Below are 18,431 nucleotides of genomic sequence, written 5' to 3' on the forward strand. Positions count from 1 at the left end.
CTTAAACCAGTGCGCCGCTCAGGCGTTCCAGGCGCCCGCGTGCGGAACCATCGATCACTTCGCTGCCGGTGTCGACCACCACGCCGGCCAGCAGCGAGGCATCGACCGATGTTTCCAGTTCGATCTCGCGCTTGAAGCGGCGCTTCAGCGAAGCCTTGAGCTGCTCGGCCTGCGCGGCGTCCAGCGCCATCGCGCTGGTCACCTTGACCAGCAGCTGCGACTCGGACTCGCGACGATACTGCTCGTACAGCGCCGCCACTTCCGGCAGCAGCGCCATGCGGCGGTTTTCGGCCATTTCGCCCAGGAACTGCGCGAACGGCGCATCGGCGGCCATGCCCTCGGGCAGATGCAGCGCCACCAGTTGCGCCGGCTGCACGCGCGGGTCACCGCCCAGTGCGGCCACGCGCGCGTCCTGCGCCACGGCCGCGGCGAACGCCAGCGCCTGCGACCACGTGGGCAGCGTGGCGCTGGCATGCGCCAACTCGAACGCGGCGCGGGCGTAGGGACGGGCGAGGGTGATTGCCTGGGCCATGGATCAGACCTCGGCGGCGAGCTGGTCGAGCAACGCCTTGTGCGTGGAGGCATCCACCTCGCGCTGCACGATCTTCGAGGCGCCCTGCACGGCCAGCGCACCCACGCGCTCGCGCAGCTGCTCGCGCGCCTGCTGTGCCATCGCGGCGATGTCGTCCTGCGCCACGGCCTTCAGGCGGTTGATCTCGACGATGGCGTCGGCACGGGCCTTGTCGAGGATGCCGTTGGCCTGCTGCTGCGCCTTGTCGATGATCTCCGACGCCTGCTGGCGCGCCTTGCGGATCTCGTCCGCCACCTTGGTGTCGGCGTCCTTCAGCTCGGCATGCGCACGCTCGGCGGCGCTGAGGCCCTCGGCGATCTTGACCTGCCGCTCCTCGATGGCCTTGTTGATGTGCGGCCAGATGAACTGGACGCAGAACCAGATCAAGATGGCGAAGGCAATCATTTCGCCGATCAGAGTGCCGTTGGGAATCATCGCTGCGTTACCTGCAAATCCGGAATGAAACCGGCGCGGGCCGTTGTGAGGCCCGCACCGAAAGGATGACGGCGCCTAGCGCCGCCAGCGGCACTCAGCCCAGCTTCGACAGCAGCGGGTTCGCGAAGGCGAAGTACATGGCCAGCGCCACGCCGATCAGGAACGCCGCGTCGATCAGGCCGGCCAGCAGGAACATGCGGCCCTGCAGCAGCGGCACCAGCTCCGGCTGGCGGGCGGCGGCTTCCAGGAACTTCGAACCCATGACTCCGATGCCGATACAGGCACCCAGAGCGCCGAGGCCGATGATCAGGCCGAGCGCGATGGCGGTGAAGCCCTGCACCTGGGCGATTTGAACGATGTGAGCGGCGACTTGGTCCACGGTGATCTCCTCGAAAAACGGTTGTTGCGTTGAAGGGTTGAAAAACTGGAACAGAAAATCCGGAATCAGTGATGATCGTGCGCCATCGAGATGTACACGATGGTCAGCACCATGAAGATGAAGGCCTGGATCGAGATGATCAGGATGTGGAAGAGGCCCCACACCGTGTAGCCGATGATTCCCATGCCATACAGCGTCCAGCCGGCCACGCCCGCGCCCGCGCTGAACAGGCCGGCGATCAGCATGAAGACCAGCTCGCCCGCGTACATGTTGCCGAACAGTCGCATCGCCAGGCTCACCGGCTTGGACACCAGCTCGACCAGGTTCAGCGCGAAATTGAACGGCCACAACACCGGGTGTTTGCCGAACGGCGCGGTGAACAGCTCATGCATGTAGCCACCGAAACCCTTGGCCTTGAAGCTGTAGACGATGATCAGCAGGAACACCGTGATCGACATCGCGAACGTCATGTTGGTGTCGGCGGTGGGCACGGCGCGGAAATGGCCGATGCCGAACTTCTCGGTGATCCACGGCAGCAAGTCGACCGGCAGCAGGTCCATCGCGTTCATCAGGAACACCCAGACGAACACGGTCAGCGCCAGCGGGCCGAGGAAACGGCGGTCGCCATGGAACACGTCCTTGACCTGGCCGTCGACGAACTCGAGGATGATTTCGACGAAGGCCTGGCCCTTGCTGGGCACGCCCGCAGTGGCCTTGCGCGCCTTGGACCAGAACCACAGGCAGAACAGCACGCCCAGCACCAGCGACACCGTGATCGAGTCGATGTGCAACGCCCAGAAGTCGCCATAATCCTTGCCCACCGGGATGAGATGGGTCAGGTGGTGCTGGATGTATTCGGAAAGACCGCCCGGCTCGCGTGCCATGCATCAACCCTTGAATCTGAATGCCGCCAGATAAACCGTATACGCAGCCACCAGCCCCGTCACGGCAGCCAGCGGCGGCAATTTGTACTTGAACAGGATCAGTCCCAGCCCGCCCACGACCACCGCCCATTTGAGCAGCAGGCCGAGCAACAGGCGGAAGAAAGCCACCGCACCGCCGACCAGTCGACCGAAGGTCTGCACGGACATCAGCGCGGTACCCAGCGCCACCGTGAAACCTCCGGCGGCGGCCGAAACCGCCTCCCGGTGCCCCTTCAGCAGGAACACCGCGCCTACCAATGCCGACACCACCAGCTGCAGCAGCACAATGCGCAGCGCGAGGCGCCGACCGGCGTCGAGACTGTTGAGCACGCGACCCCTCCGCATCGGCCCCGCCAGGCGGCACCGATACCAGCCACGAACGCGATCCAATCCGTAAAAGTATATCAGTGCCCCGCTTGCAGCGACAAGCCGCAAACGTAGCGGCAGCCTGCCCCGCGACCAATCCGCGACCTCCGGCCCAGCCGCACCCACGCCCGGCCCCACCCAAAGAAAAGGGCCGGACTTGGGGAAGTCCGGCCCTTGCTGCCGCGCGGCAGGGAGGGAGCCGCTGGCAGGGCGCTGCTTGACTCTACGACTTACTTGGCGGCCTTCTTGGCCACCGGCGCGGCTACCGCGTCGTTCGCGGCCTGACGCTGCTCCTGCGCGAGCGCCTGCAGCGACTCCGCAGTCTTCTGTGCCACCGCGATGATTTCCTGCGAAACCGCCACGGCGCGCTCGGCCTGCTCGCGGCCGAGGGTGGCGCCCTTTTCCCACAGCGTGCGCAGCGCGTCGGCGTCGCGGGTTTCCAGCGCCTCGGCCACGAACGCGGCGGAATCACGGGTCTGCTGCTCGAACGCCTTGAGCTGCAGCGCAGCGACCGTTTCCAGGCCCTTCAGCGCCAGCGACTGCGCCTTGAACGCGCTCTCGGCGGCCTGCTTGGTGTAAGCGAAAAACTGGTTGTTGAACTGCTGAGTCATGAGCTTGCCCTCGTGGGGTGTGCGGTTAGTGGGAAGCACTCTAGCAGGCAGTTTTGTGCATTGCAATATATTTTTTGTCGTTCGACCAGACCAGTTGGAAAATGTTCATGTGGCACAGTCATTTGAATGTCACAAATCCATCATCGCGCCGCATCAATGACTGGCGCGACTGCAGCTGGCGCCGGAGGTGCACGTCTCATGCACCACCACTTCGTCCAGGCCCGGCAGGCGCGGCGCAAGCCGCTGGAAAATCCAGCGCGCCAGCGTCTCGCTGGTGGGATTCTCCAGTCCCTCGATGTCGTTGAGGTAATGGTGGTCGAGCTGCTCGAACAACGGCGCGAAGGCCGACTTCACGTCGGCGAAATCCATCACCCAGCCGCTGTGCGCATCGGGCTCGCCCGCCACGTGCACTTCCACGCGAAAGGAATGCCCATGCAGGCGCGCGCACTTGTGCCCAGCGGGCACGTTGGGCAGGCGATGGGCCGCCTCGATCTGGAAAACCTTGAAGATGCGCATGCGATTGCTCCGGCGATCCGTCGACCGCGGATCGCACGGGCGCGGGATGGAGCGCATGGTGGCTATGGGTGGACTCGAACCACCGACCCCAGCATTATGAGTGCTGTGCTCTAACCGGCTGAGCTACATAGCCATGGGGTGGGCCGCCGCACCGGATCGCAACGATCCCGGAGGCGGGGCGCGGCAGTTTAATGGCGCGCACGTCCAGGTTCAACCCATCCGGCTTGCCGCGATTTCGCCTGCATGGTTGAATCGGGCCATCGCCTAGCGCGCACCGGCTGCTGCCGCCGCGCGGCTTGGCCCGAGGATGACGAGATGATCGACGTCGATGGCTACCGTCCGAATGTGGGCATCGTGCTGCTGAATGCAGACGGCCGCCTGTTCTGGGCGCGCCGCATCAACCGCGACGGCTGGCAGTTCCCGCAGGGCGGCATGCGCAGCGACGAGACGCCGCTGGAAGCGATGTACCGCGAGCTGGAAGAGGAAACCGGCCTGGCGCCCGAGCACGTCGAGGTGATGGCGTCCACTCGCGGCTGGCTGCGCTACAAGCTGCCGCAGCGCTACGTGCGCCACCACCAGCACCCCACCTGCATCGGCCAGAAGCAGGTGTGGTTCCTGCTCAAGCTGGTCAGCGGCGAGGCCTCGCTGCGGCTGGACGCCTGCGACAAGCCCGAGTTCGACATCTGGCGCTGGGTGGATTTCTGGTACCCGGCCGCCCACGTGGTGAACTTCAAGCGGCAGGTGTACGAGCGCGCCCTGCGCCATTTCGCACCGCTGGTGGAGGGCTTGTGCCAGGTCGAACTGGGCAACGCCCCGCCACGCGAGCACGACGATGCCGCGGCGGGCGAATCGCCCCATGGCTGGCGCGCCGCCTGAGCAGCGCGACGCCGACGCCACCGGATAGTTGACAATCATTCGCATTTGCGTTCAGATGTACGGCATGTACATCTGCCTGTGCAACGCCGTCACCGATCACGACATCCGCCGCGAAGTCGCCGACGGCGTGCGCTCGTTCGCGGAGCTGCAGGCGCGCACCGGCTGTTCGGATTGCTGCGGCTGTTGCGAATCCGAGGCCCGCGCCTGCCTCGCACAGGCGGTCGAGCAGCACGAATCGACGACCGTGCTGCCGGCCTTCGTCGCGGCCGCCTGAGCCTGCCGCGCTCCCACGCGCAAACCATAGCCATTCGTGTTCCGCCCGCGGGACGGCGAACTTCGTATAGTCGTCGCATCCCCAGGCAGCGGAGACGGTCATGAAAGGCGACGCCAAGGTCATCGAATTCCTCAACAAGGTGCTCTACAACGAGCTGACCGCGATCAACCAGTACTTCCTTCATTACCGCATGTTCAAGGACTGGGGCTACGCGGAGCTGGCCGAGCACGAGTACAAGGAATCGATCGAGGAGATGAAGCACGCCGATCGCCTGATCGAGCGCATCCTGTTCCTCGACGGCCTGCCCAACCTGCAGCACCTGGGCAAGCTGCGCATCGGCGAGAACGTGCTGGAGTGCATCCAGGGCGACCTCGACCTGGAGCTGGCCGCCACCAAGGACCTGCGCGCGGCGATCGCGCACAGCGAAGGCATCGCCGACTACGTCAGCCGCGACCTGTTCAAGGGCATCCTGCACGACGAGGAAGAGCACATCGACTGGCTGGAAACCCAGCAGAGCCTGGTCAAGGACATCGGCGCGGAACGTTACCTGCAGAGCAAGATGCAGAGCTGATCGCACCCGCGGTCATGCCACGGCAAGGCGGGCGAAGTATGCTTGTACGGCCCGCCAGCGTCCCCATCTGAGTGCCATGGATACCGTCGTCCCGCTTCCCACCGTTCCCGACTACCGCAGCAGCGGCGCGCCGCTGGTGTTCACCGAGGCTGCCGCGCGCAAGGTGCACGAGCTGATCGCGGAAGAAGGCAACCCCGGCCTGAAGCTGCGCGTGTACATCTCCGGCGGCGGCTGTTCGGGCTTCCAGTACGGCTTCACCTTCGACGAGGCCCAGGCCGAGGACGACTTCGCGCTGGAGCGCGAGGGCGTGACCCTGCTGTGCGATCCGCTGTCGCTGCAATACCTCACCGGCGCCGAGATCGACTACAGCGAAAGCCTCAACGGCTCGCAGTTCGTGATACGCAACCCGAACGCGAAGACCACCTGCGGCTGCGGCTCCTCGTTCTCCACCTGAGCGCCGCCAGCCCATGTCCGCGACGCCGCCCAATACCTTCGCCGGACTCAGCCTGATCCTCGACCGCATGGCCGAACGCCGCGACGACGCGGCGTGGCTGGCCGCGCAGGCCGCGTCGCCAACGGCACGCTACCTGTTGCTCGATGCCGAAGGCCGCGCCTTCCTGCATGCCGACCGCGACACGTTGCGCTGGCTCGATGCGGACGAACGCCGGCGGCTGTGCGCCGATGCGCCGGCGTGGCTGCTCGGCATCGCCGAGGGTCGCCCGCACTTCCTGCTGGCACCGGCAAGCGACACACATGCCGCCGCGCTGGAATCCGCATTGCAGGCCCGCCGCGCCGGCTTGCGCGAGGTTGGGCTGCTGCTGCCTGCCGACGAGGCCGGCCTGTTCGCCTACGCCAAGGGCCTCGCGCACTGGCATCGCGAAACGCGGCATTGCGCGTACTGCGGTGCACCGCTCGACGTCGTTTCCGCCGGACATCGCCTGCACTGCACGGACGCCGCCTGCGGTCGCATGCATTTCCCCCGCACCGACGCGGCGATCATCGTGATCGTGGAGCACGAGGGTGCCTGCCTGCTCGGCCGCCAAAGCGGATGGCCGCCCGGGCGCTATTCCACGCTGGCCGGCTTCATCGAGCCTGGCGAAGCCCTGGAAGACGCCGTGCGCCGCGAGGTGATGGAGGAATCCGGCGTGCGCGTGGGCACGGTGCGCTACCACTCCTCGCAACCCTGGCCGATGCCGGCTTCGCTGATGGTGGGCTTCACCGCCGTGGCGCTCGATCCCGCGATCCACCTGCGCGACCGCGAGCTCGAAGATGCGCGCTGGTTCACGCCGCAGCAGATCGCCGACGGCATCGCCGATGGCAGCTTCGTGCCTTCTTCGCCGTTGTCGGTGTCCTACCGGTTGCTCCAGCACTGGCTGCGCGAGCGCGCCGGCATGGAGCTGGACGAGCTGGGGCCGGCGCGCATCGCCATGTGACGGCAAGACGCCTCGCATACAATGCGAGGCGATTTCACGGAGTCCCCGCGCATGGCCCTTCGTCTGCTCGCCGCCCTGATCGCCCTCGGACTGCTGCACTGGCAACCGCGCCTCGCGCATTGGCGCAACGATGGCGGCTTCCGTCGCTGGGTCGCGCAGCTGGGCGACACCAACGGCGCCGGCCGCGTGGTGCTGGCGCTGCTGTTGCCGCTCGTGCTGTGCGCGCTGGCGACCTGGCTGCTGCGCCACTCGCCACTGGCCGACCTGCTGCAGCTGCTGTTCGCGCTGGCGGTACTGCTGTTCTGTTTCGGCCCGCACGCCTTCGAAGCCGACCTCGAGGCGATCCTCGCCGCGCCGGACGACGCCAGCCGCGAGGCCGCCGCGCAGGCGCTGGGCGAGGGCGACGAACACGTGCCGTGGCGCGCGGTGGAGCTGGGCGAGGCCACCGTCTATGCCGCCTTGCGCCGACGCTTCGGCGTGCTGTTCTGGTTCTTCCTGTTCGGACCGGCGGGTGCGCTGTTGTACCGGCTGGCGCGCACGCTGGGCCGCGACGACACGCTGCCGCTGGATGCGGAAGCGCGCGGCACGGCCCGCCAGCTGACCAATGCGCTGGACTGGGTTCCCGCACAACTGATGGTGTTCACGCTGGCCCTGGTGGGCCACTGGGATGCGGTGATCGGCGCATGGAACCGCTGGCACCAGCAGGCCCTGCCGAACAGCTGGCTCAACGAGGGCCCGGGCTTCCTCGGCGCCACGGCGCGCGCGGACATCCAGGTCGACATCGAGGGCGGCGAAGGCTATGCGGAAGAACGCAGCGACGCCCTGCTCGAACTGCACCGCCTGCGCAGCGCCCTGCTGCGCGCCCTGCTGGCCTGGCTGAGCGTGGTGGCGCTGATCGTGATCGGCGGCTGGCTGCGCTAGGCAATCCGTAGGAGCGCACCTTGTGCGCGATGGCTTTTGCTTCGATCAAGCACCAAGGCAATCGCGCACAGGGTGCGCTGTTACACGACAAGGCATCACGCCATGTCGCTGCGCAGCTCCCGCACGCGCGCTTCCAGCGCCGCCGCGCTGGCGCGCTCCGGCGGCACGGGCGCATCCACCACCAGCTCCACGCGTGCGCGGAAGCGCCGTGGCAGGCGCGCGCGGCCCAGCGCGGAATCGCGCCGGCTCCACATGCTGCCCCACAGGCCGCGCAGCGCCATCGGCACCACCGGCACCGGGCGGCGCGCGAGGATCTTTTCCACGCCCGGGCGGAACGGCGCGATGGCGCCGTCGCGGGTCAGCGCGCCCTCGGGGAAGATACACACCAGCTCACCGTCGGCGAGCGCCGCGTCCACGGCGTCCCAGGCCTGCTGCAGTACCGCCGGGTCTTCCTTCTGCCCGGCGATGGGAATGGCCCTGGCGGTCTTGAACAGGAACTTCAGCAGCGGGATGTTGAAGATCCGGTAATACATCACGAAGCGCGCCGGGCGGCGCAGGTGCGCCATCAACAGCAGCGGATCGACGAAGCTCACGTGGTTGCACACCAGCAGCGCCGGGCCTTCCTCCGGGATGTGCCGCAAGCCATCCGCACGCACGCGATACAGCGTGTTGGCCAGCACCCAGGTGACGAAGCGCAGGATGAACTCGGGCACCAGCGTGAAGATGTAGGTCGCCACCAGCACGTTGAGCAAGGCTGCGACGAAGAAAATCTGCGCCGCTCTGAAACCCAGCGCCCCCATGCCCAGGCCGAAGCCGGCGGCCGCCACGATCAGCACGGCATTCATGATGTTGTTGCCGGCGATGATGCGCGAGAGCTTCTCGCGTGGCGCGCGCGCCTGCACGAAGGCGAACAGCGGCACCACGTAGAGGCCGGCGAAGGCGCCGATCAGCGCGAGGTCCAGCGCGATGCGCCAGCTGCCTGCGCCGCGCAGGAAGCCCAGCCAGTCCAGCCCACGCACCGGCGCGACGCCGTGGCGCGCGCAGTAGAGGTCCACTCCGAACGCGGTGAGCCCGAACGCGCCCAGCGGTACCAGGCCGATTTCCACGCGCTTGCCGGAAAGCTTCTCGCACGCCAGCGCGCCGGCGCCGCTGCCGATGGTGAACAGCGTGAGCACCAGCGTGTACACCGTGTTGTCGCCGCCCAGCGCTTCGCGCGTGTAGATCGGCAACTGCGCGACCAGCACGGTACCGAAGAACCAGAACCACGAGATGCCCAGCACCGCGTTCCACACCGCGCGGTCCGCGTGGGTGATGCGGATGACGCGCGCGGTTTCGCCGAACGTGTTCGGGTTGAACTTCAATTCCGGCGCCGTGGCCGGCGCGGGCGGAATCGCGCGGCACGCGAGATAGCCCACCACCGCCACGCCTATCGTGATGCCGGCGGCGAGCCACGGCCCGACCTTCGCCACGCCCATCGCCGTGGTGCCCACGATCATGCCGAGCAGGATCGCCAGCTGCGTGCCCATCTCGACCAGGCCGTTGCCGCCCACCAATTCCGCCGGCTTCAGCGCCTGCGGCAGGATCGCGTACTTGATCGGCCCGAACACGGTGGAGTGCAACCCCATCATGAACAGCACCACCAGCAGCAGGCTCACGTGGTGCGTGATGAACCCCGCCGCCGCGATCGCCATCGCGGCGATCTCGAACCACTTCACCCAACGGATGATGCGCGTCTTCTCGATCTTCTCGGCGAGCTGCCCGGCGCTGGCCGAGAACAGGAAGAACGGCAGGATGAACAGGGCCGGCGCGAGGTTGGTGTAGACGGCCGCGGCGCGGTCGTCCAGGCCCAGCTGGAACGCCACCAGCACCAGCAGCGCGTTGCGGAAGGCGTTGTCGTTGAACGCCGCCAGCGCCTGCGTCCAGAAGAACGGCGCGAAGCGGCGCTGGCCCAGCAGGGCGAACTGGCTCATGTGGGCTCCCTGTCGTGGCGATGCCGGCCAGCGTAACCGCAAGAACGGGGCTTCATGACCGGAAATACCATGTCACGCGGAAGAACGCTGGCGCGGCGAAGCAAGCCGAGTCCAGCTTGGAGCCGTAATACGCTCGGCATGAATCAGCTCCTTCCGAAATCACACCCGGAAACCAGCGGCCGGCTTGCGCCCCGCCCTCCCGCGTCCCGATGGCGCAAACCATCGCCCCCTGTCGAGCAACTTCCGGCCCGTCAGTTGCGCGACTGCAGCTTCGACAGCAGGCGCAGCATCTCCAGGTACAGCCACACCAGGGTGACCACCAGCGCGAAGGCGCCGTACCACTCCATGTACTTCGGCGCGCCGGTGTTGACGCCCTGCTCGATCATGTCGAAGTCCAGCACCAGGTTCAGCGCCGCGATCGCCACCACGGCGAGGCTGAACAGGATGCCGACGCCGCTGCTGGCGGTGATGAAGCCGAACGAGTGGCCGAAGAAACCCATCACGAAGCTGGCCAGGTACACCAGCAGCACGCCGCCGGTGGCGGCGACCACGCCTGCGCGGAACTTGTCGGTGACGCGGATCAGCCCGCTGCGATAGCCCATGAGCAGCACCGCCATGGTGCCGAAGGTCAGCGCCACCGCCTGCATCACGATGCCGGGATAGCGCATCTCGAAGACCGCCGACAGCGCACCCACGAACACGCCCTCGGCCAGCGCGTAGAGCGGCGCTGTGACCGGCGCCCAGGTCTTCTTGAACGTGGTGACCAGCGCCAGCACGAAACCGGCCAGCGCACCGGCGAGCACCAGCGGCCCCAGCGCGGGCAGGCTGGCCGGACCGGCGAAACGGCTCCAGCTGAACATCGCGCCGACCAGCACCAGCACCAGCAGCAGGCTGGTCTTGTTGACCGTGCCGTTCAAGGTCATCGCGCCGCCGTCGCGGCTGAACACGGCGCCGCTGGCCGCGTCGAGGAAGGTGTTCTTGTTGAGTGCCGGATTGCCGCTTTGCATGTCGTACTCCTGGTCGGATTGCCGCCATCCTAGCCTGCCATTGCGAGACTTGCCTGCAGGCGACGATCCGCCGGCATGCCGCCGGTGCGAAGATGGCGGGTATGGTCAACAGGCTGGGACCGCCACCATGAGTCAGCAGTTCCGCGCCAGCGGCCGCTTGCACGGGAATTCCGGGACCGGCCATGCCACCGGTCGCCTCATGCCGGCGCGCACGTCCGCCGCCTCGCACGAGGGCTGTCCGCGGCACCGCGGCCTGGACGCCCCGCGGCCCGGGACCCGGCGCGACCGGACCGATCAAGCCGCCATGCGCAAGGGCGCCGCGCCGCGGGAGATCGCGTGAACACCTCCGCCCCCGCCACGATCTGGACGATCGGCCATTCCACCCGCACGCTGGAGGAGTTCCTCGACCTGCTCGCGGCCTTCCGCATCGAGGCGGTCGCCGACGTGCGCCGTTTCCCCGGCTCGCGGCGCCAGCCGCAGTTTGCGCGCGACGCGCTGGCCGCAAGCCTGCCCGGGCACGGCATCGGCTACGCATGGTTTCCCCAGTTGGGCGGACGCCGCCGGGTCCAGCCGGATTCGCCGAACACCGCCTGGCGCAATGCCGCGTTCCGCGGCTACGCCGACCACCTCGCCAGCGCGGAATTCGCCGACGGGCTGGCGGCGCTGCTGGCGTTCGCGGCGCGCCAGCGCACCGCCGTGATGTGCGCCGAAGCGGTGTGGTGGCGCTGCCACCGTTCGATCATCGCCGACGTGCTGAAGCAGCGCGGCATCGAGGTGGTCCACATCCTCGACCTGAAGCACAGCGTGGTGCATCCATGGACTTCGGCGGCGCAGGTCGAGGACGGCAAACTGAGTTACTCCGCGCCGCAATCGACGTTGCTGTAGATACCGTTGCGTCTTGCGGCAGATTAAGACGGGACAGCGGCGCGAATCTACGGCACTGGCTCGAAGCCAAAGGAGCGCATGGGCGTCACCCCGCCCCTACCGATGATCAGTCGGTGATTCTGGTCCAGTCGCGGGCCCGAATCGAGACATAAGGAGCGCACCCTGTGCGCGATGCTCTTGCTTCGATCAAGCACCAGAGCCATCGCGCACAGGGTGCTACTACCGTGGCGGGTTCTGGTACGCGCCCTGCGCCAGCTGCAGCAGGATCTTCATCTCCTCGCGCAGCGGCAGCGGCGCGATCACCTCGGCGTCGGGGCCGTACTTGAGCACGTCCATCAGCAGTTCCTTGGAATTGGAATACGGCAACTGCAGCTCGTAGCGGCCATCGGACAGCCACTCGCCCTTCTGCTGCGAATGCCAGTGCTCGTCGGCCACCCAGCGCGCCGCGTGCGAAGAGAAGCGGATCGTGGCCCAGGCCTTGGGCTGGCCGGCGAAGATGCCGTAGCTGGAAGCCAGCGCCTTGTCGAGTTCGGCCTCGGGCACGTCGCGGGCGATGCCGTCCAGCGCCTGCGCCTCGGCGATGCGGTCCACCGCGAAGCTGCGCAGCGCCTCGCGGTCGTGGTCCCACACGTCCAGGTACCAGTTGTCGCGGTAATGGGTGAGCCGTTGCGGCGACACGGTGCGGCGGCTGTCGGCGCCGGTGGTGCGCGCGCGGTAGCGGAAGCGCAGCTGCCGGCGCTCCAGCACGGCGCCGGCCACCACGCGGAACGCCTGCTGGTCGAGCTTGCGCGCGCCCCAGGGAATCACGCGGATGCGCTCGATCGGCAAGGCCTTGCCGCTGCCGCGGTCGGACAGCAGGTGCTCGATGCGCGACTTGAACGGCGCCAGCGAACCGGCCAGCACGCCGGGGCCGCTGCGGCCGATCAGTTCGTTGAGCGCGAGCAGCGCGGCCAGCTCGTCGGAGGTGAGCCACAGGCCCGGCAGTTCGAAGCGCTCGCCCTCGACCTGCTCGTAGCGCCACGCCGCCTGCTCGCCGCCGACGCTTTCGATGGGCGCGCCCAGTGCGTCGCGCAGGAAGGCGATGTCGCGATAGAGAGTGGCGCGCGAGCAATCCAGCTCCTCCATCAGCCTGGCCAGCGGCACCGGGTAATGTGCCGACTTCAGCAGGCGATGCAGGGTGAGGGTACGTTCGTAGCGATCCATGGCGACTCGGCATTCACGGCGGGCAAGCCGGAACTATGGGTATGCCCGGCCATGCCCGCAAGCCTGCCGGACGCCGGCCCGCCGCCATGGCTTAACCTTGGAAGGCCCACCTTCCCCGATGGACCCGCCGATGCCGCCCAACCGTCCACCCCGTGCCGCCACCTTGCTGCAGGTACTGGCCACCGGCGGTTATGGCACCTGGCTGTGGCTGGGCCTGTCCCTGTTGCTGGGGCTGGGTCCGCTGGGGCGCAGCGGCACCCTGGTTCCGCTGGGACTGGGGGCGGCACTGGTGGGCACCGGCCTGCTGCCGGCCAGCCTGCAGGTACCGGGGTTTTCGCGCCGGCATGGCGTGCCGGGCCACTCCCCGGCCCGTTCCGCGCTGATGGCGCTGGCAACCTGGTTGCCGGTGCTGGCCGTGGCATGCCTTGCGCAGGGCAACAACGGTTTCTGGGCCATCCGGTTGGCCGGGGCGCTGCTGATGTCGTGCAGCCTTGCCAACCTGCTGTTGTCCGCCCATGACGACCGCAGCCTCCTGCCCACCGCACTGCTGCGTGCCACGGCCCTGCTCCCCGCCGGCCGCATCACCACGGCGGCCTACAGCGGCGGCCTGTGGTTGTGGCTGGTCGTGCTGGCGCAAGGCGAGTTCAGCAGCCACCACGGCGCCTATCCGCGGACCATGCTGCTGGCCCTGGCGCTCGGGCTGGGCCTGCTCGAAAGCGCGCTGTGGCAATCGTCGCGCGAGCCCGAGGCTCCCTCCGGCGCCTCCCGCGGCACGCTCCCCGCGCGGCTCGTCGCGGCACTGCTGACTTATGCGCTGCCTTGCACGGCGCTGTTGCTGGTCGACGTCACGGGCAGCTTGCCGGCCGCCGCGCTGGCCGCCTCCAGCTGCGTGCTTGGCCAGTGGCTGGAACGCCGCCTGTACGAGGGCACGTTGGCCGCTGCACGGGAAGCGAAGTCGCCCTGACCGCCACGTTCATTGCAAATTCAAGCGGTTCCGTTATGGTGTGCCACTTACATTTGCTTAACAAACGGGATCCCCACCCATGAAAAAGACCCTGATGGCTGCCCTGCTGGTAACGGCTTGCGCCAGCTTTGCCGCCCACGCACAAGACGCCAGCAGCAGCGACAACGGCAGCTCCAGCTCGAGCGCCAGCAACGGCGGCTGGACCGGTTCGGGCGAGTTCGGCTTTGCCTCGGCCACCGGCAACACCCGCTCGCAGAACGTCAACGCCAAGCTCGGCCTGAACCAGGAAAACGAGCAGTGGAAGAACAGTTTCTTCCTCGACGTGCTGCGCACCAAGGTGCAGGAAAAAGTGGTCACCCCCGCCGGCAACACCATCGACCAGTTCGAGACCACCGCCAACCGCTACGACGGCGGCGCCTCGGTGGGCTACAAGCTCGACCCGCGCAGCTACATCGTGGGCGCGGCGCGTTATGACCACGACGACTTCGGCGCCAACCTGTGGCAGGGCGTGGTCTCGATCGGCTACGGCTACATCGCGGTGAAGGACGCGCGCAACGAGCTGTCGTTCGAAATCGGCCCCGGTTACAAGGAATACCGCCCGGCCGAGCTCCCCATCGTCATCGACGGCGTCTCGGTCAACCAGACGCAGCCGGTGGAGCACGAGGCCGTCGCGCGTGGCCTGGTCAACTACAAGCTCCGCCTCACCGACAACACCTCGCTCGAGGACACGTTCCTCACCGAAGCGGGCTCCAAGAACACCTACATCCAGAACGACGCCGGCCTCGCCGTGAGCATGACCAGGAAGCTGGCGCTGAAGGTGGGCTTCCAGGTGCGCCACAACAGCACCGTGCTGCCGGGCATCAAGAAGACCGACACGCTGACCACCACCAACCTGGTCTACAACTTCTAAAGGCCGGGATTCGGGATTCGGGATTCGGGATTCGGGATTCGGGAAAGCATGCACGGCCCCTGCTTCTGGCGGGGGCCGTTTTCGTTTCGGCGTCTATGTGCCGAGGAATTCGGCGGCACCCTGCGCAAATAGTGCCCGCGCCACCTCGTGGCCCAGCGCCTCGGCGTCCTCGCCGTCCGCCTGCGCGCGCAGCAGGCGGCCACTTGCCGCATCGCCGACCAGCCCGCACAGGTGCAGGCCACGTTCGGTGAGCGTGCACCACGCGCCCACCGGCACCGTGCAACTGCCGCCCAGCGCCTGGTTCATCGCGCGCTCGGCGCCCGTTTCCAGCCGCGTATCGGCATCGTCCAGCGCGGCGAGCAAGGCCAGCGTATGCGGCTGGTCGGCACGCGCCTCGATGGCGACGGCCGCCTGGCCCGGCGCCGGCAGCCAGTCCGGCGCGGCGAGGCGACCGCGGATGCGGGCGGCCAGGTCCAGCCGCTCCAGGCCCGCGCAGGCCAGCACGATGGCGTCGTAGTGGCCCGCGTCCAGCTTCGCCAGCCGCGTGCCCACGTTGCCGCGCAGATCCAGCAATTCCAGGTCCGGCCGCAGCGCGCGCAACTGTGCCTGCCGACGCAGCGAGGACGTGCCCACCCTCGCGCCCTGCGGCAAGCCGGCGAGGTCGGCGTAGCGGTTGCTGACGAAGGCATCCGCCGCATCCGCGCGCGGCAGGATCGCCGGCAACGCGAAGCCCGCCTCCAGCTCCGCCGGCACGTCCTTGAGCGAATGCACGGCGAGGTCGGCGCGGCCTTCCAGCATCGCCACCTCCAGCTCCTTCAGGAACAGGCCCTTGCCGCCGATGGTCGCCAGCGGCCGGTCGATGATCTCGTCGCCACGCGTGGTCATCGGCACCAATTCCACCGCCAGCCCCGGATGGGCCGCGCGCAGCAGCGCCGCCACGTGCGCGGCCTGCCACAGCGCGAGCGGGCTCTGGCGGGTGGCGATGCGCAGGGTGTTGGGGGTCATGCGGGCTCCACGGCGACAACGGTATGCGCCATTGTCGCCGATGCCGCGTCCACTGCGGGGTCGGCGGCGTTCACCCCATCCGCAGCAGCTTGCGCAGCGCCGGCAGGTTGCGGCGGCTCACCTCGGGGCTGAAATCGGTACCGGCGAGGCGGGCGAGCACGCGGCCGTCGGCGAGGGATTTCAGGCCCAGCAGGCGCGCGGGCGGCACCAGGCAGTTGCGGTGCAGGCGGATCAGCTGGTCGGGATAGGTTTCCTCCAGCTGACGCAGCGACTCGTCGATCAGCAGCTCGCCGCCGGCGTGCCGCACGCACACGTATTTCTCCTCGGCGAGCAGGCAGATCACCTCGGCCAGCGCCACGCGCACCTGTTCGTCGCGCACGCGTGCATGCAGCCACGCCGTGGCGGCGCGCGGCGCATCCGCCAGGCGCTTGCGCACGCGCTGCAGCGCTTCGCGCAGGCGTTCCAGCCGCACCGGCTTGAGCAGGTAGTCCACCGCGTCCAGCTCGAAGGCGTGCAGCGCGTGGTTTTCGTAGGCGGTGCAGAACACCACCCTGGGGCGCGCCTGCCCGGCCAGCCGCGCGGCCAGCGCCAGGCCATCCAGGCCCGGCATGTTGATGTCGAGCAGCAGCAGGTCGGGCTGCAGCGTGGAGAGCGCGGAGAGCGCGGCCTCGCCGTCGCCCACGCTGCCGGCCAGCTCCACGCCCTCGCACTCGCCCAGCAAGGCGGCCAGGCGCAGGCGCGCCAGCGGTTCGTCATCGACGATCAGTACGCGCATCGCCCTTTCCCTTGTCTGGCAGCGGCAACCGCAGGCCGACCACGAAGCGCCCGTCCTGCGGCCCGGCGCGCACCACGGCGCGCGGACCATAGCGGAACGCCACGCGCCGGCGCACGTTGTCCAGGCCGTGGCCGTTGCCGCCGCGTGCGGGCGAGGGCGGCAACGGGTTGGCGATCTCGATCTCGATGGCGTCGCCGTCGCGGACGCCACGCAGGCTGACCACGCCGCCCTCGCGCAGCGGCTGGATGCCGTGGCGCACGGCATTCTCCACCAGCGGCTGCAGCAGCAGGCGCGGCAGCGGGAAATCGCACGGCAGTTCGTCCAGCGTGCGTTCCACGCGCAGGCGTTCGCCCAGGCGCAGCTGCTCGATGGCGAGGTAGCGGTCGAGCAGGGCCAGCTCCTCGCCCAGCGTGCCGTCGCCCTGCTCGTGCTGGCCCAGCGCGGCGCGGAACAGCTCGGCGAGGTCTTCCACCGTGCGCTCCGCCGCCGCCGGGTCCAGCGGGATCAGCGCCGCCACGGTGTTCATGCTGTTGAACAGGAAATGCGGGCGGATGCGCGCCTGCAGAGCTTCCACCTGCGCGCGCGTCACCGCGGCGAGGCGCAGCCGCCACTGTGCGGCGACGTAGAAGTAGCGCAGGATCGCCGCGCCGAGCAGGGCCGCGATCAGCATGTTGTCGCGCACGAAGGCGAGTGTGCCGGCGCGCACCAGCTCCATGTGCAGCGCCTCGTCCAGCCCGTGCGCCACCCAGCTCGCCGCGGCCACGATGGGCATCATCAGCAGCCACGCGGCGAGGTAGGGCAGGTGGCCGGGCAGGCGTTGCAGCGGCGCGCGCAGCAGGCACAACACCACGCCCATCGCCAGCACCAGCCAGCTCACGAACAGGATGCCCACGCTGTAGCCGGAGAAATCGCGGTGGTCGCCGGCTGCCAGCCACACCACGGTAGCGGCGAGCGCCCCGGTCACCAGCAGGGTGAACAGCACCGGCAGGCTGCAGAAATCCGGCAGCGGGCTGGGTTCGTCGGGGATGGGCGGACGCATGCGCGCAGTATGCCGCAGGGTCACCTTTGCCGTAGGAGCACCCTGTGCGCGAACGCTTTTGCTCCGATCGGGCATCAGAAGCCTTCGCGCACAGGGTGCGATCCTACGCGTGCATCAGGTGAAACGTCGGCCCAGCCACGTGCGCAGGTCGGCGATCTCCTGCGGGCAGACGGCATGCGCCATCGGGTAGGCATGCCAGTCCACGCGGTAGCCTAGGCGTTGCAGCAGGTCGCGGCTGTCGCTGCCGCGCGGTGGGACCACCACCGGGTCGAACGTGCCGTGCGCCTGGAAGATCGGCACGTCCGCGTTCGCCGCGCTGCGCTCGGCGGCCAGCGTGTCGGCGATGGGCAGATAGGTGGACAGCGCCACGATGCCGGCCAGCCGCTTCGCATGGCGCAGCCCCGCGGCCAGCGCGATCGCGCCGCCTTGCGAGAAGCCGGCGAGCACGATGCGCTCGTCCGGCACGCCGCGTTCGTTCTCGCGCGCGATCAGCGCCTCGACCGCGGCGATGGAGGCGCGGATGCCCGCCTCGTCCTGCCGCGCCAGCAGGTCGAAGGCGACGATGTCGTACCACGCGCGCATCGGCATCCCGCCGTTCACCGTGACCGGCCGCACCGGCGCATGCGGGAACACGAAGCGCAGCGCCGGCCAGTCCGCGGCCACCAGTTCCGGCACGATGGGCGCGAAATCGTGGCCGTCCGCGCCGAGCCCATGCAGCCAGATGACGCTGTAGACGGGGCTGGCGGCGGTTTCGTTCTCGACGGCGGGAAGGAGTGCGGACATGGCGGGGATCGCGG

At 68.4% G+C, this 18,431-nt stretch carries 24 protein-coding genes and 1 tRNA gene; 10 read left to right on the forward strand and 15 right to left on the reverse strand.

Annotated elements, in window-relative coordinates:
* Position 1: 1 nt before the first annotated feature.
* From IHE47_RS16650 to IHE47_RS16685, 8 genes are all read right to left on the reverse strand, one after another.
* Complete coding sequence (locus tag IHE47_RS16650) at positions 2-532, reverse strand: F0F1 ATP synthase subunit delta (RefSeq protein WP_192107926.1); 531 nt, start codon at positions 530-532, stop codon at positions 2-4.
* A gap of 3 nt (positions 533-535) precedes the next feature.
* Entirely contained in the window at positions 536-1,006 is a 471-nt protein-coding gene (locus tag IHE47_RS16655; protein WP_192107928.1) for a F0F1 ATP synthase subunit B, read from the reverse strand.
* 94 nt (positions 1,007-1,100) lie between these two features.
* Complete coding sequence (gene atpE / locus IHE47_RS16660) at positions 1,101-1,385, reverse strand: F0F1 ATP synthase subunit C (protein WP_343227498.1); 285 nt, start codon at positions 1,383-1,385, stop codon at positions 1,101-1,103.
* Between the two features lie 65 nt (positions 1,386-1,450).
* Positions 1,451-2,269 carry a F0F1 ATP synthase subunit A gene (gene atpB, locus IHE47_RS16665; protein ID WP_192107930.1) on the reverse strand — a complete coding sequence of 273 codons (819 nt, stop codon included), beginning with the start codon at positions 2,267-2,269 and terminating at the stop codon, positions 1,451-1,453.
* A gap of 3 nt (positions 2,270-2,272) precedes the next feature.
* Entirely contained in the window at positions 2,273-2,638 is a 366-nt protein-coding gene (locus IHE47_RS16670; RefSeq protein WP_343227499.1) for a hypothetical protein, read from the reverse strand.
* A 266-nt stretch (positions 2,639-2,904) separates the two neighbouring features.
* Positions 2,905-3,285, reverse strand: a complete 381-nt coding sequence (locus IHE47_RS16675) for a phasin family protein (RefSeq protein WP_192107934.1) — start codon at positions 3,283-3,285, stop codon at positions 2,905-2,907.
* Between the two features lie 153 nt (positions 3,286-3,438).
* Positions 3,439-3,801, reverse strand: a complete 363-nt coding sequence (gene queD / locus IHE47_RS16680; protein WP_192107936.1) for a 6-carboxytetrahydropterin synthase QueD — start codon at positions 3,799-3,801, stop codon at positions 3,439-3,441.
* Positions 3,802-3,857: 56 nt separating this feature from the next.
* Positions 3,858-3,934, reverse strand: a tRNA-Met gene (locus IHE47_RS16685).
* Between the two features lie 182 nt (positions 3,935-4,116).
* On the opposite strand from IHE47_RS16685, the gene IHE47_RS16690 reads away from it, so the two are divergent.
* The 6 genes from IHE47_RS16690 to ampE all read left to right on the forward strand — a co-directional run bounded on the left by IHE47_RS16690 (position 4,117) and on the right by ampE (position 7,876).
* Positions 4,117-4,677 (forward strand): RNA pyrophosphohydrolase, encoded by a 561-nt coding sequence (locus IHE47_RS16690; protein WP_192107938.1) that lies wholly within the window; start codon positions 4,117-4,119, stop codon positions 4,675-4,677.
* Positions 4,678-4,732: 55 nt separating this feature from the next.
* Positions 4,733-4,951: a (2Fe-2S)-binding protein gene (locus IHE47_RS16695; protein WP_192107940.1), complete on the forward strand. Its 219-nt coding sequence runs from the start codon at positions 4,733-4,735 to the stop codon at positions 4,949-4,951.
* A gap of 100 nt (positions 4,952-5,051) precedes the next feature.
* Positions 5,052-5,522 (forward strand): bacterioferritin, encoded by a 471-nt coding sequence (gene bfr / locus IHE47_RS16700; protein WP_192107942.1) that lies wholly within the window; start codon positions 5,052-5,054, stop codon positions 5,520-5,522.
* 76 nt (positions 5,523-5,598) lie between these two features.
* The gene (gene erpA / locus IHE47_RS16705) at positions 5,599-5,976 is read left to right on the forward strand and encodes an iron-sulfur cluster insertion protein ErpA (RefSeq protein ID WP_192107944.1); all 378 of its coding nucleotides are present in this window, start codon (positions 5,599-5,601) and stop codon (positions 5,974-5,976) included.
* 13 nt (positions 5,977-5,989) lie between these two features.
* Positions 5,990-6,955, forward strand: coding sequence for an NAD(+) diphosphatase (gene nudC / locus IHE47_RS16710; RefSeq protein WP_192107946.1), 966 nt, complete (start codon positions 5,990-5,992; stop codon positions 6,953-6,955).
* Between the two features lie 51 nt (positions 6,956-7,006).
* Positions 7,007-7,876 carry a regulatory signaling modulator protein AmpE gene (ampE, locus tag IHE47_RS16715; protein WP_192107948.1) on the forward strand — a complete coding sequence of 290 codons (870 nt, stop codon included), beginning with the start codon at positions 7,007-7,009 and terminating at the stop codon, positions 7,874-7,876.
* 95 nt (positions 7,877-7,971) lie between these two features.
* On the opposite strand, the gene IHE47_RS16720 is transcribed toward ampE, so the two are convergent.
* Together IHE47_RS16720 and IHE47_RS16725 are read right to left on the reverse strand one after the other, a co-directional pair.
* On the reverse strand, positions 7,972-9,846 hold the full coding sequence (locus tag IHE47_RS16720; protein WP_192107950.1) for an MFS transporter: 1,875 nt from the start codon (positions 9,844-9,846) through the stop codon (positions 7,972-7,974).
* Between the two features lie 251 nt (positions 9,847-10,097).
* Positions 10,098-10,853: a Bax inhibitor-1/YccA family protein gene (locus IHE47_RS16725; protein WP_192107952.1), complete on the reverse strand. Its 756-nt coding sequence runs from the start codon at positions 10,851-10,853 to the stop codon at positions 10,098-10,100.
* Between the two features lie 127 nt (positions 10,854-10,980).
* Here IHE47_RS16725 and IHE47_RS17830 point away from each other — a divergent pair, with 127 nt between their 5' ends.
* Positions 10,981-11,193 (forward strand): hypothetical protein, encoded by a 213-nt coding sequence (locus IHE47_RS17830; protein ID WP_225562033.1) that lies wholly within the window; start codon positions 10,981-10,983, stop codon positions 11,191-11,193.
* On the forward strand, positions 11,190-11,738 hold the full coding sequence (locus IHE47_RS17835; RefSeq protein ID WP_343227500.1) for a DUF488 domain-containing protein: 549 nt from the start codon (positions 11,190-11,192) through the stop codon (positions 11,736-11,738). Before IHE47_RS17830 ends, IHE47_RS17835 begins: the two co-directional genes overlap by 4 nt.
* A gap of 219 nt (positions 11,739-11,957) precedes the next feature.
* On the opposite strand, the gene IHE47_RS16735 is transcribed toward IHE47_RS17835, so the two are convergent.
* Positions 11,958-12,941, reverse strand: a complete 984-nt coding sequence (locus tag IHE47_RS16735) for a YafY family protein (RefSeq protein WP_192107956.1) — start codon at positions 12,939-12,941, stop codon at positions 11,958-11,960.
* Between the two features lie 130 nt (positions 12,942-13,071).
* Here IHE47_RS16735 and IHE47_RS16740 point away from each other — a divergent pair, with 130 nt between their 5' ends.
* Entirely contained in the window at positions 13,072-13,905 is an 834-nt protein-coding gene (locus IHE47_RS16740; RefSeq protein ID WP_192107958.1) for a hypothetical protein, read from the forward strand.
* A 79-nt stretch (positions 13,906-13,984) separates the two neighbouring features.
* Positions 13,985-14,815 carry a DUF481 domain-containing protein gene (locus IHE47_RS16745; protein WP_192107960.1) on the forward strand — a complete coding sequence of 277 codons (831 nt, stop codon included), beginning with the start codon at positions 13,985-13,987 and terminating at the stop codon, positions 14,813-14,815.
* Between the two features lie 93 nt (positions 14,816-14,908).
* Here the strand turns inward: IHE47_RS16745 and hemC are convergent, their stop codons facing one another.
* The 4 genes from hemC to IHE47_RS16765 all read right to left on the reverse strand — a co-directional run bounded on the left by hemC (position 14,909) and on the right by IHE47_RS16765 (position 18,417).
* Positions 14,909-15,820 (reverse strand): hydroxymethylbilane synthase, encoded by a 912-nt coding sequence (hemC, locus tag IHE47_RS16750; RefSeq protein ID WP_192107962.1) that lies wholly within the window; start codon positions 15,818-15,820, stop codon positions 14,909-14,911.
* Between the two features lie 70 nt (positions 15,821-15,890).
* The gene (locus IHE47_RS16755) at positions 15,891-16,595 is read right to left on the reverse strand and encodes a LytTR family DNA-binding domain-containing protein (protein ID WP_192107964.1); all 705 of its coding nucleotides are present in this window, start codon (positions 16,593-16,595) and stop codon (positions 15,891-15,893) included.
* Positions 16,573-17,634: a histidine kinase gene (locus IHE47_RS16760; RefSeq protein ID WP_192107966.1), complete on the reverse strand. Its 1,062-nt coding sequence runs from the start codon at positions 17,632-17,634 to the stop codon at positions 16,573-16,575. The genes IHE47_RS16755 and IHE47_RS16760 overlap by 23 nt, the downstream gene beginning before the upstream one ends.
* A 114-nt stretch (positions 17,635-17,748) precedes the next feature.
* The gene (locus IHE47_RS16765; RefSeq protein ID WP_192107968.1) at positions 17,749-18,417 is read right to left on the reverse strand and encodes an alpha/beta fold hydrolase; all 669 of its coding nucleotides are present in this window, start codon (positions 18,415-18,417) and stop codon (positions 17,749-17,751) included.
* Between the last annotated feature and the right edge of the window lie 14 nt (positions 18,418-18,431).

The organism is Rhodanobacter sp. DHB23 (assembly GCF_014842975.1).
GTDB lineage: Bacteria > Pseudomonadota > Gammaproteobacteria > Xanthomonadales > Rhodanobacteraceae > Rhodanobacter_A.

Coding starts and splice junctions, on each gene's coding strand:
- IHE47_RS16650 (WP_192107926.1), bottom strand. CDS start 532: ATGGCCCAGGCAATCACCCTCGCCCGTCCCTACGCCCGCGCCGCGTTC.
- IHE47_RS16655 (WP_192107928.1), bottom strand. CDS start 1,006: ATGATTCCCAACGGCACTCTGATCGGCGAAATGATTGCCTTCGCCATC.
- atpB (WP_192107930.1), bottom strand. CDS start 2,269: ATGGCACGCGAGCCGGGCGGTCTTTCCGAATACATCCAGCACCACCTG.
- IHE47_RS16675 (WP_192107934.1), bottom strand. CDS start 3,285: ATGACTCAGCAGTTCAACAACCAGTTTTTCGCTTACACCAAGCAGGCC.
- queD (WP_192107936.1), bottom strand. CDS start 3,801: ATGCGCATCTTCAAGGTTTTCCAGATCGAGGCGGCCCATCGCCTGCCC.
- IHE47_RS16690 (WP_192107938.1), top strand. CDS start 4,117: ATGATCGACGTCGATGGCTACCGTCCGAATGTGGGCATCGTGCTGCTG.
- IHE47_RS16695 (WP_192107940.1), top strand. CDS start 4,733: ATGTACGGCATGTACATCTGCCTGTGCAACGCCGTCACCGATCACGAC.
- bfr (WP_192107942.1), top strand. CDS start 5,052: ATGAAAGGCGACGCCAAGGTCATCGAATTCCTCAACAAGGTGCTCTAC.
- erpA (WP_192107944.1), top strand. CDS start 5,599: ATGGATACCGTCGTCCCGCTTCCCACCGTTCCCGACTACCGCAGCAGC.
- nudC (WP_192107946.1), top strand. CDS start 5,990: ATGTCCGCGACGCCGCCCAATACCTTCGCCGGACTCAGCCTGATCCTC.
- ampE (WP_192107948.1), top strand. CDS start 7,007: ATGGCCCTTCGTCTGCTCGCCGCCCTGATCGCCCTCGGACTGCTGCAC.
- IHE47_RS16720 (WP_192107950.1), bottom strand. CDS start 9,846: ATGAGCCAGTTCGCCCTGCTGGGCCAGCGCCGCTTCGCGCCGTTCTTC.
- IHE47_RS16725 (WP_192107952.1), bottom strand. CDS start 10,853: ATGCAAAGCGGCAATCCGGCACTCAACAAGAACACCTTCCTCGACGCG.
- IHE47_RS17830 (WP_225562033.1), top strand. CDS start 10,981: ATGAGTCAGCAGTTCCGCGCCAGCGGCCGCTTGCACGGGAATTCCGGG.
- IHE47_RS16735 (WP_192107956.1), bottom strand. CDS start 12,941: ATGGATCGCTACGAACGTACCCTCACCCTGCATCGCCTGCTGAAGTCG.
- IHE47_RS16740 (WP_192107958.1), top strand. CDS start 13,072: ATGCCGCCCAACCGTCCACCCCGTGCCGCCACCTTGCTGCAGGTACTG.
- IHE47_RS16745 (WP_192107960.1), top strand. CDS start 13,985: ATGAAAAAGACCCTGATGGCTGCCCTGCTGGTAACGGCTTGCGCCAGC.
- hemC (WP_192107962.1), bottom strand. CDS start 15,820: ATGACCCCCAACACCCTGCGCATCGCCACCCGCCAGAGCCCGCTCGCG.
- IHE47_RS16755 (WP_192107964.1), bottom strand. CDS start 16,595: ATGCGCGTACTGATCGTCGATGACGAACCGCTGGCGCGCCTGCGCCTG.
- IHE47_RS16760 (WP_192107966.1), bottom strand. CDS start 17,634: ATGCGTCCGCCCATCCCCGACGAACCCAGCCCGCTGCCGGATTTCTGC.
- IHE47_RS16765 (WP_192107968.1), bottom strand. CDS start 18,417: ATGTCCGCACTCCTTCCCGCCGTCGAGAACGAAACCGCCGCCAGCCCC.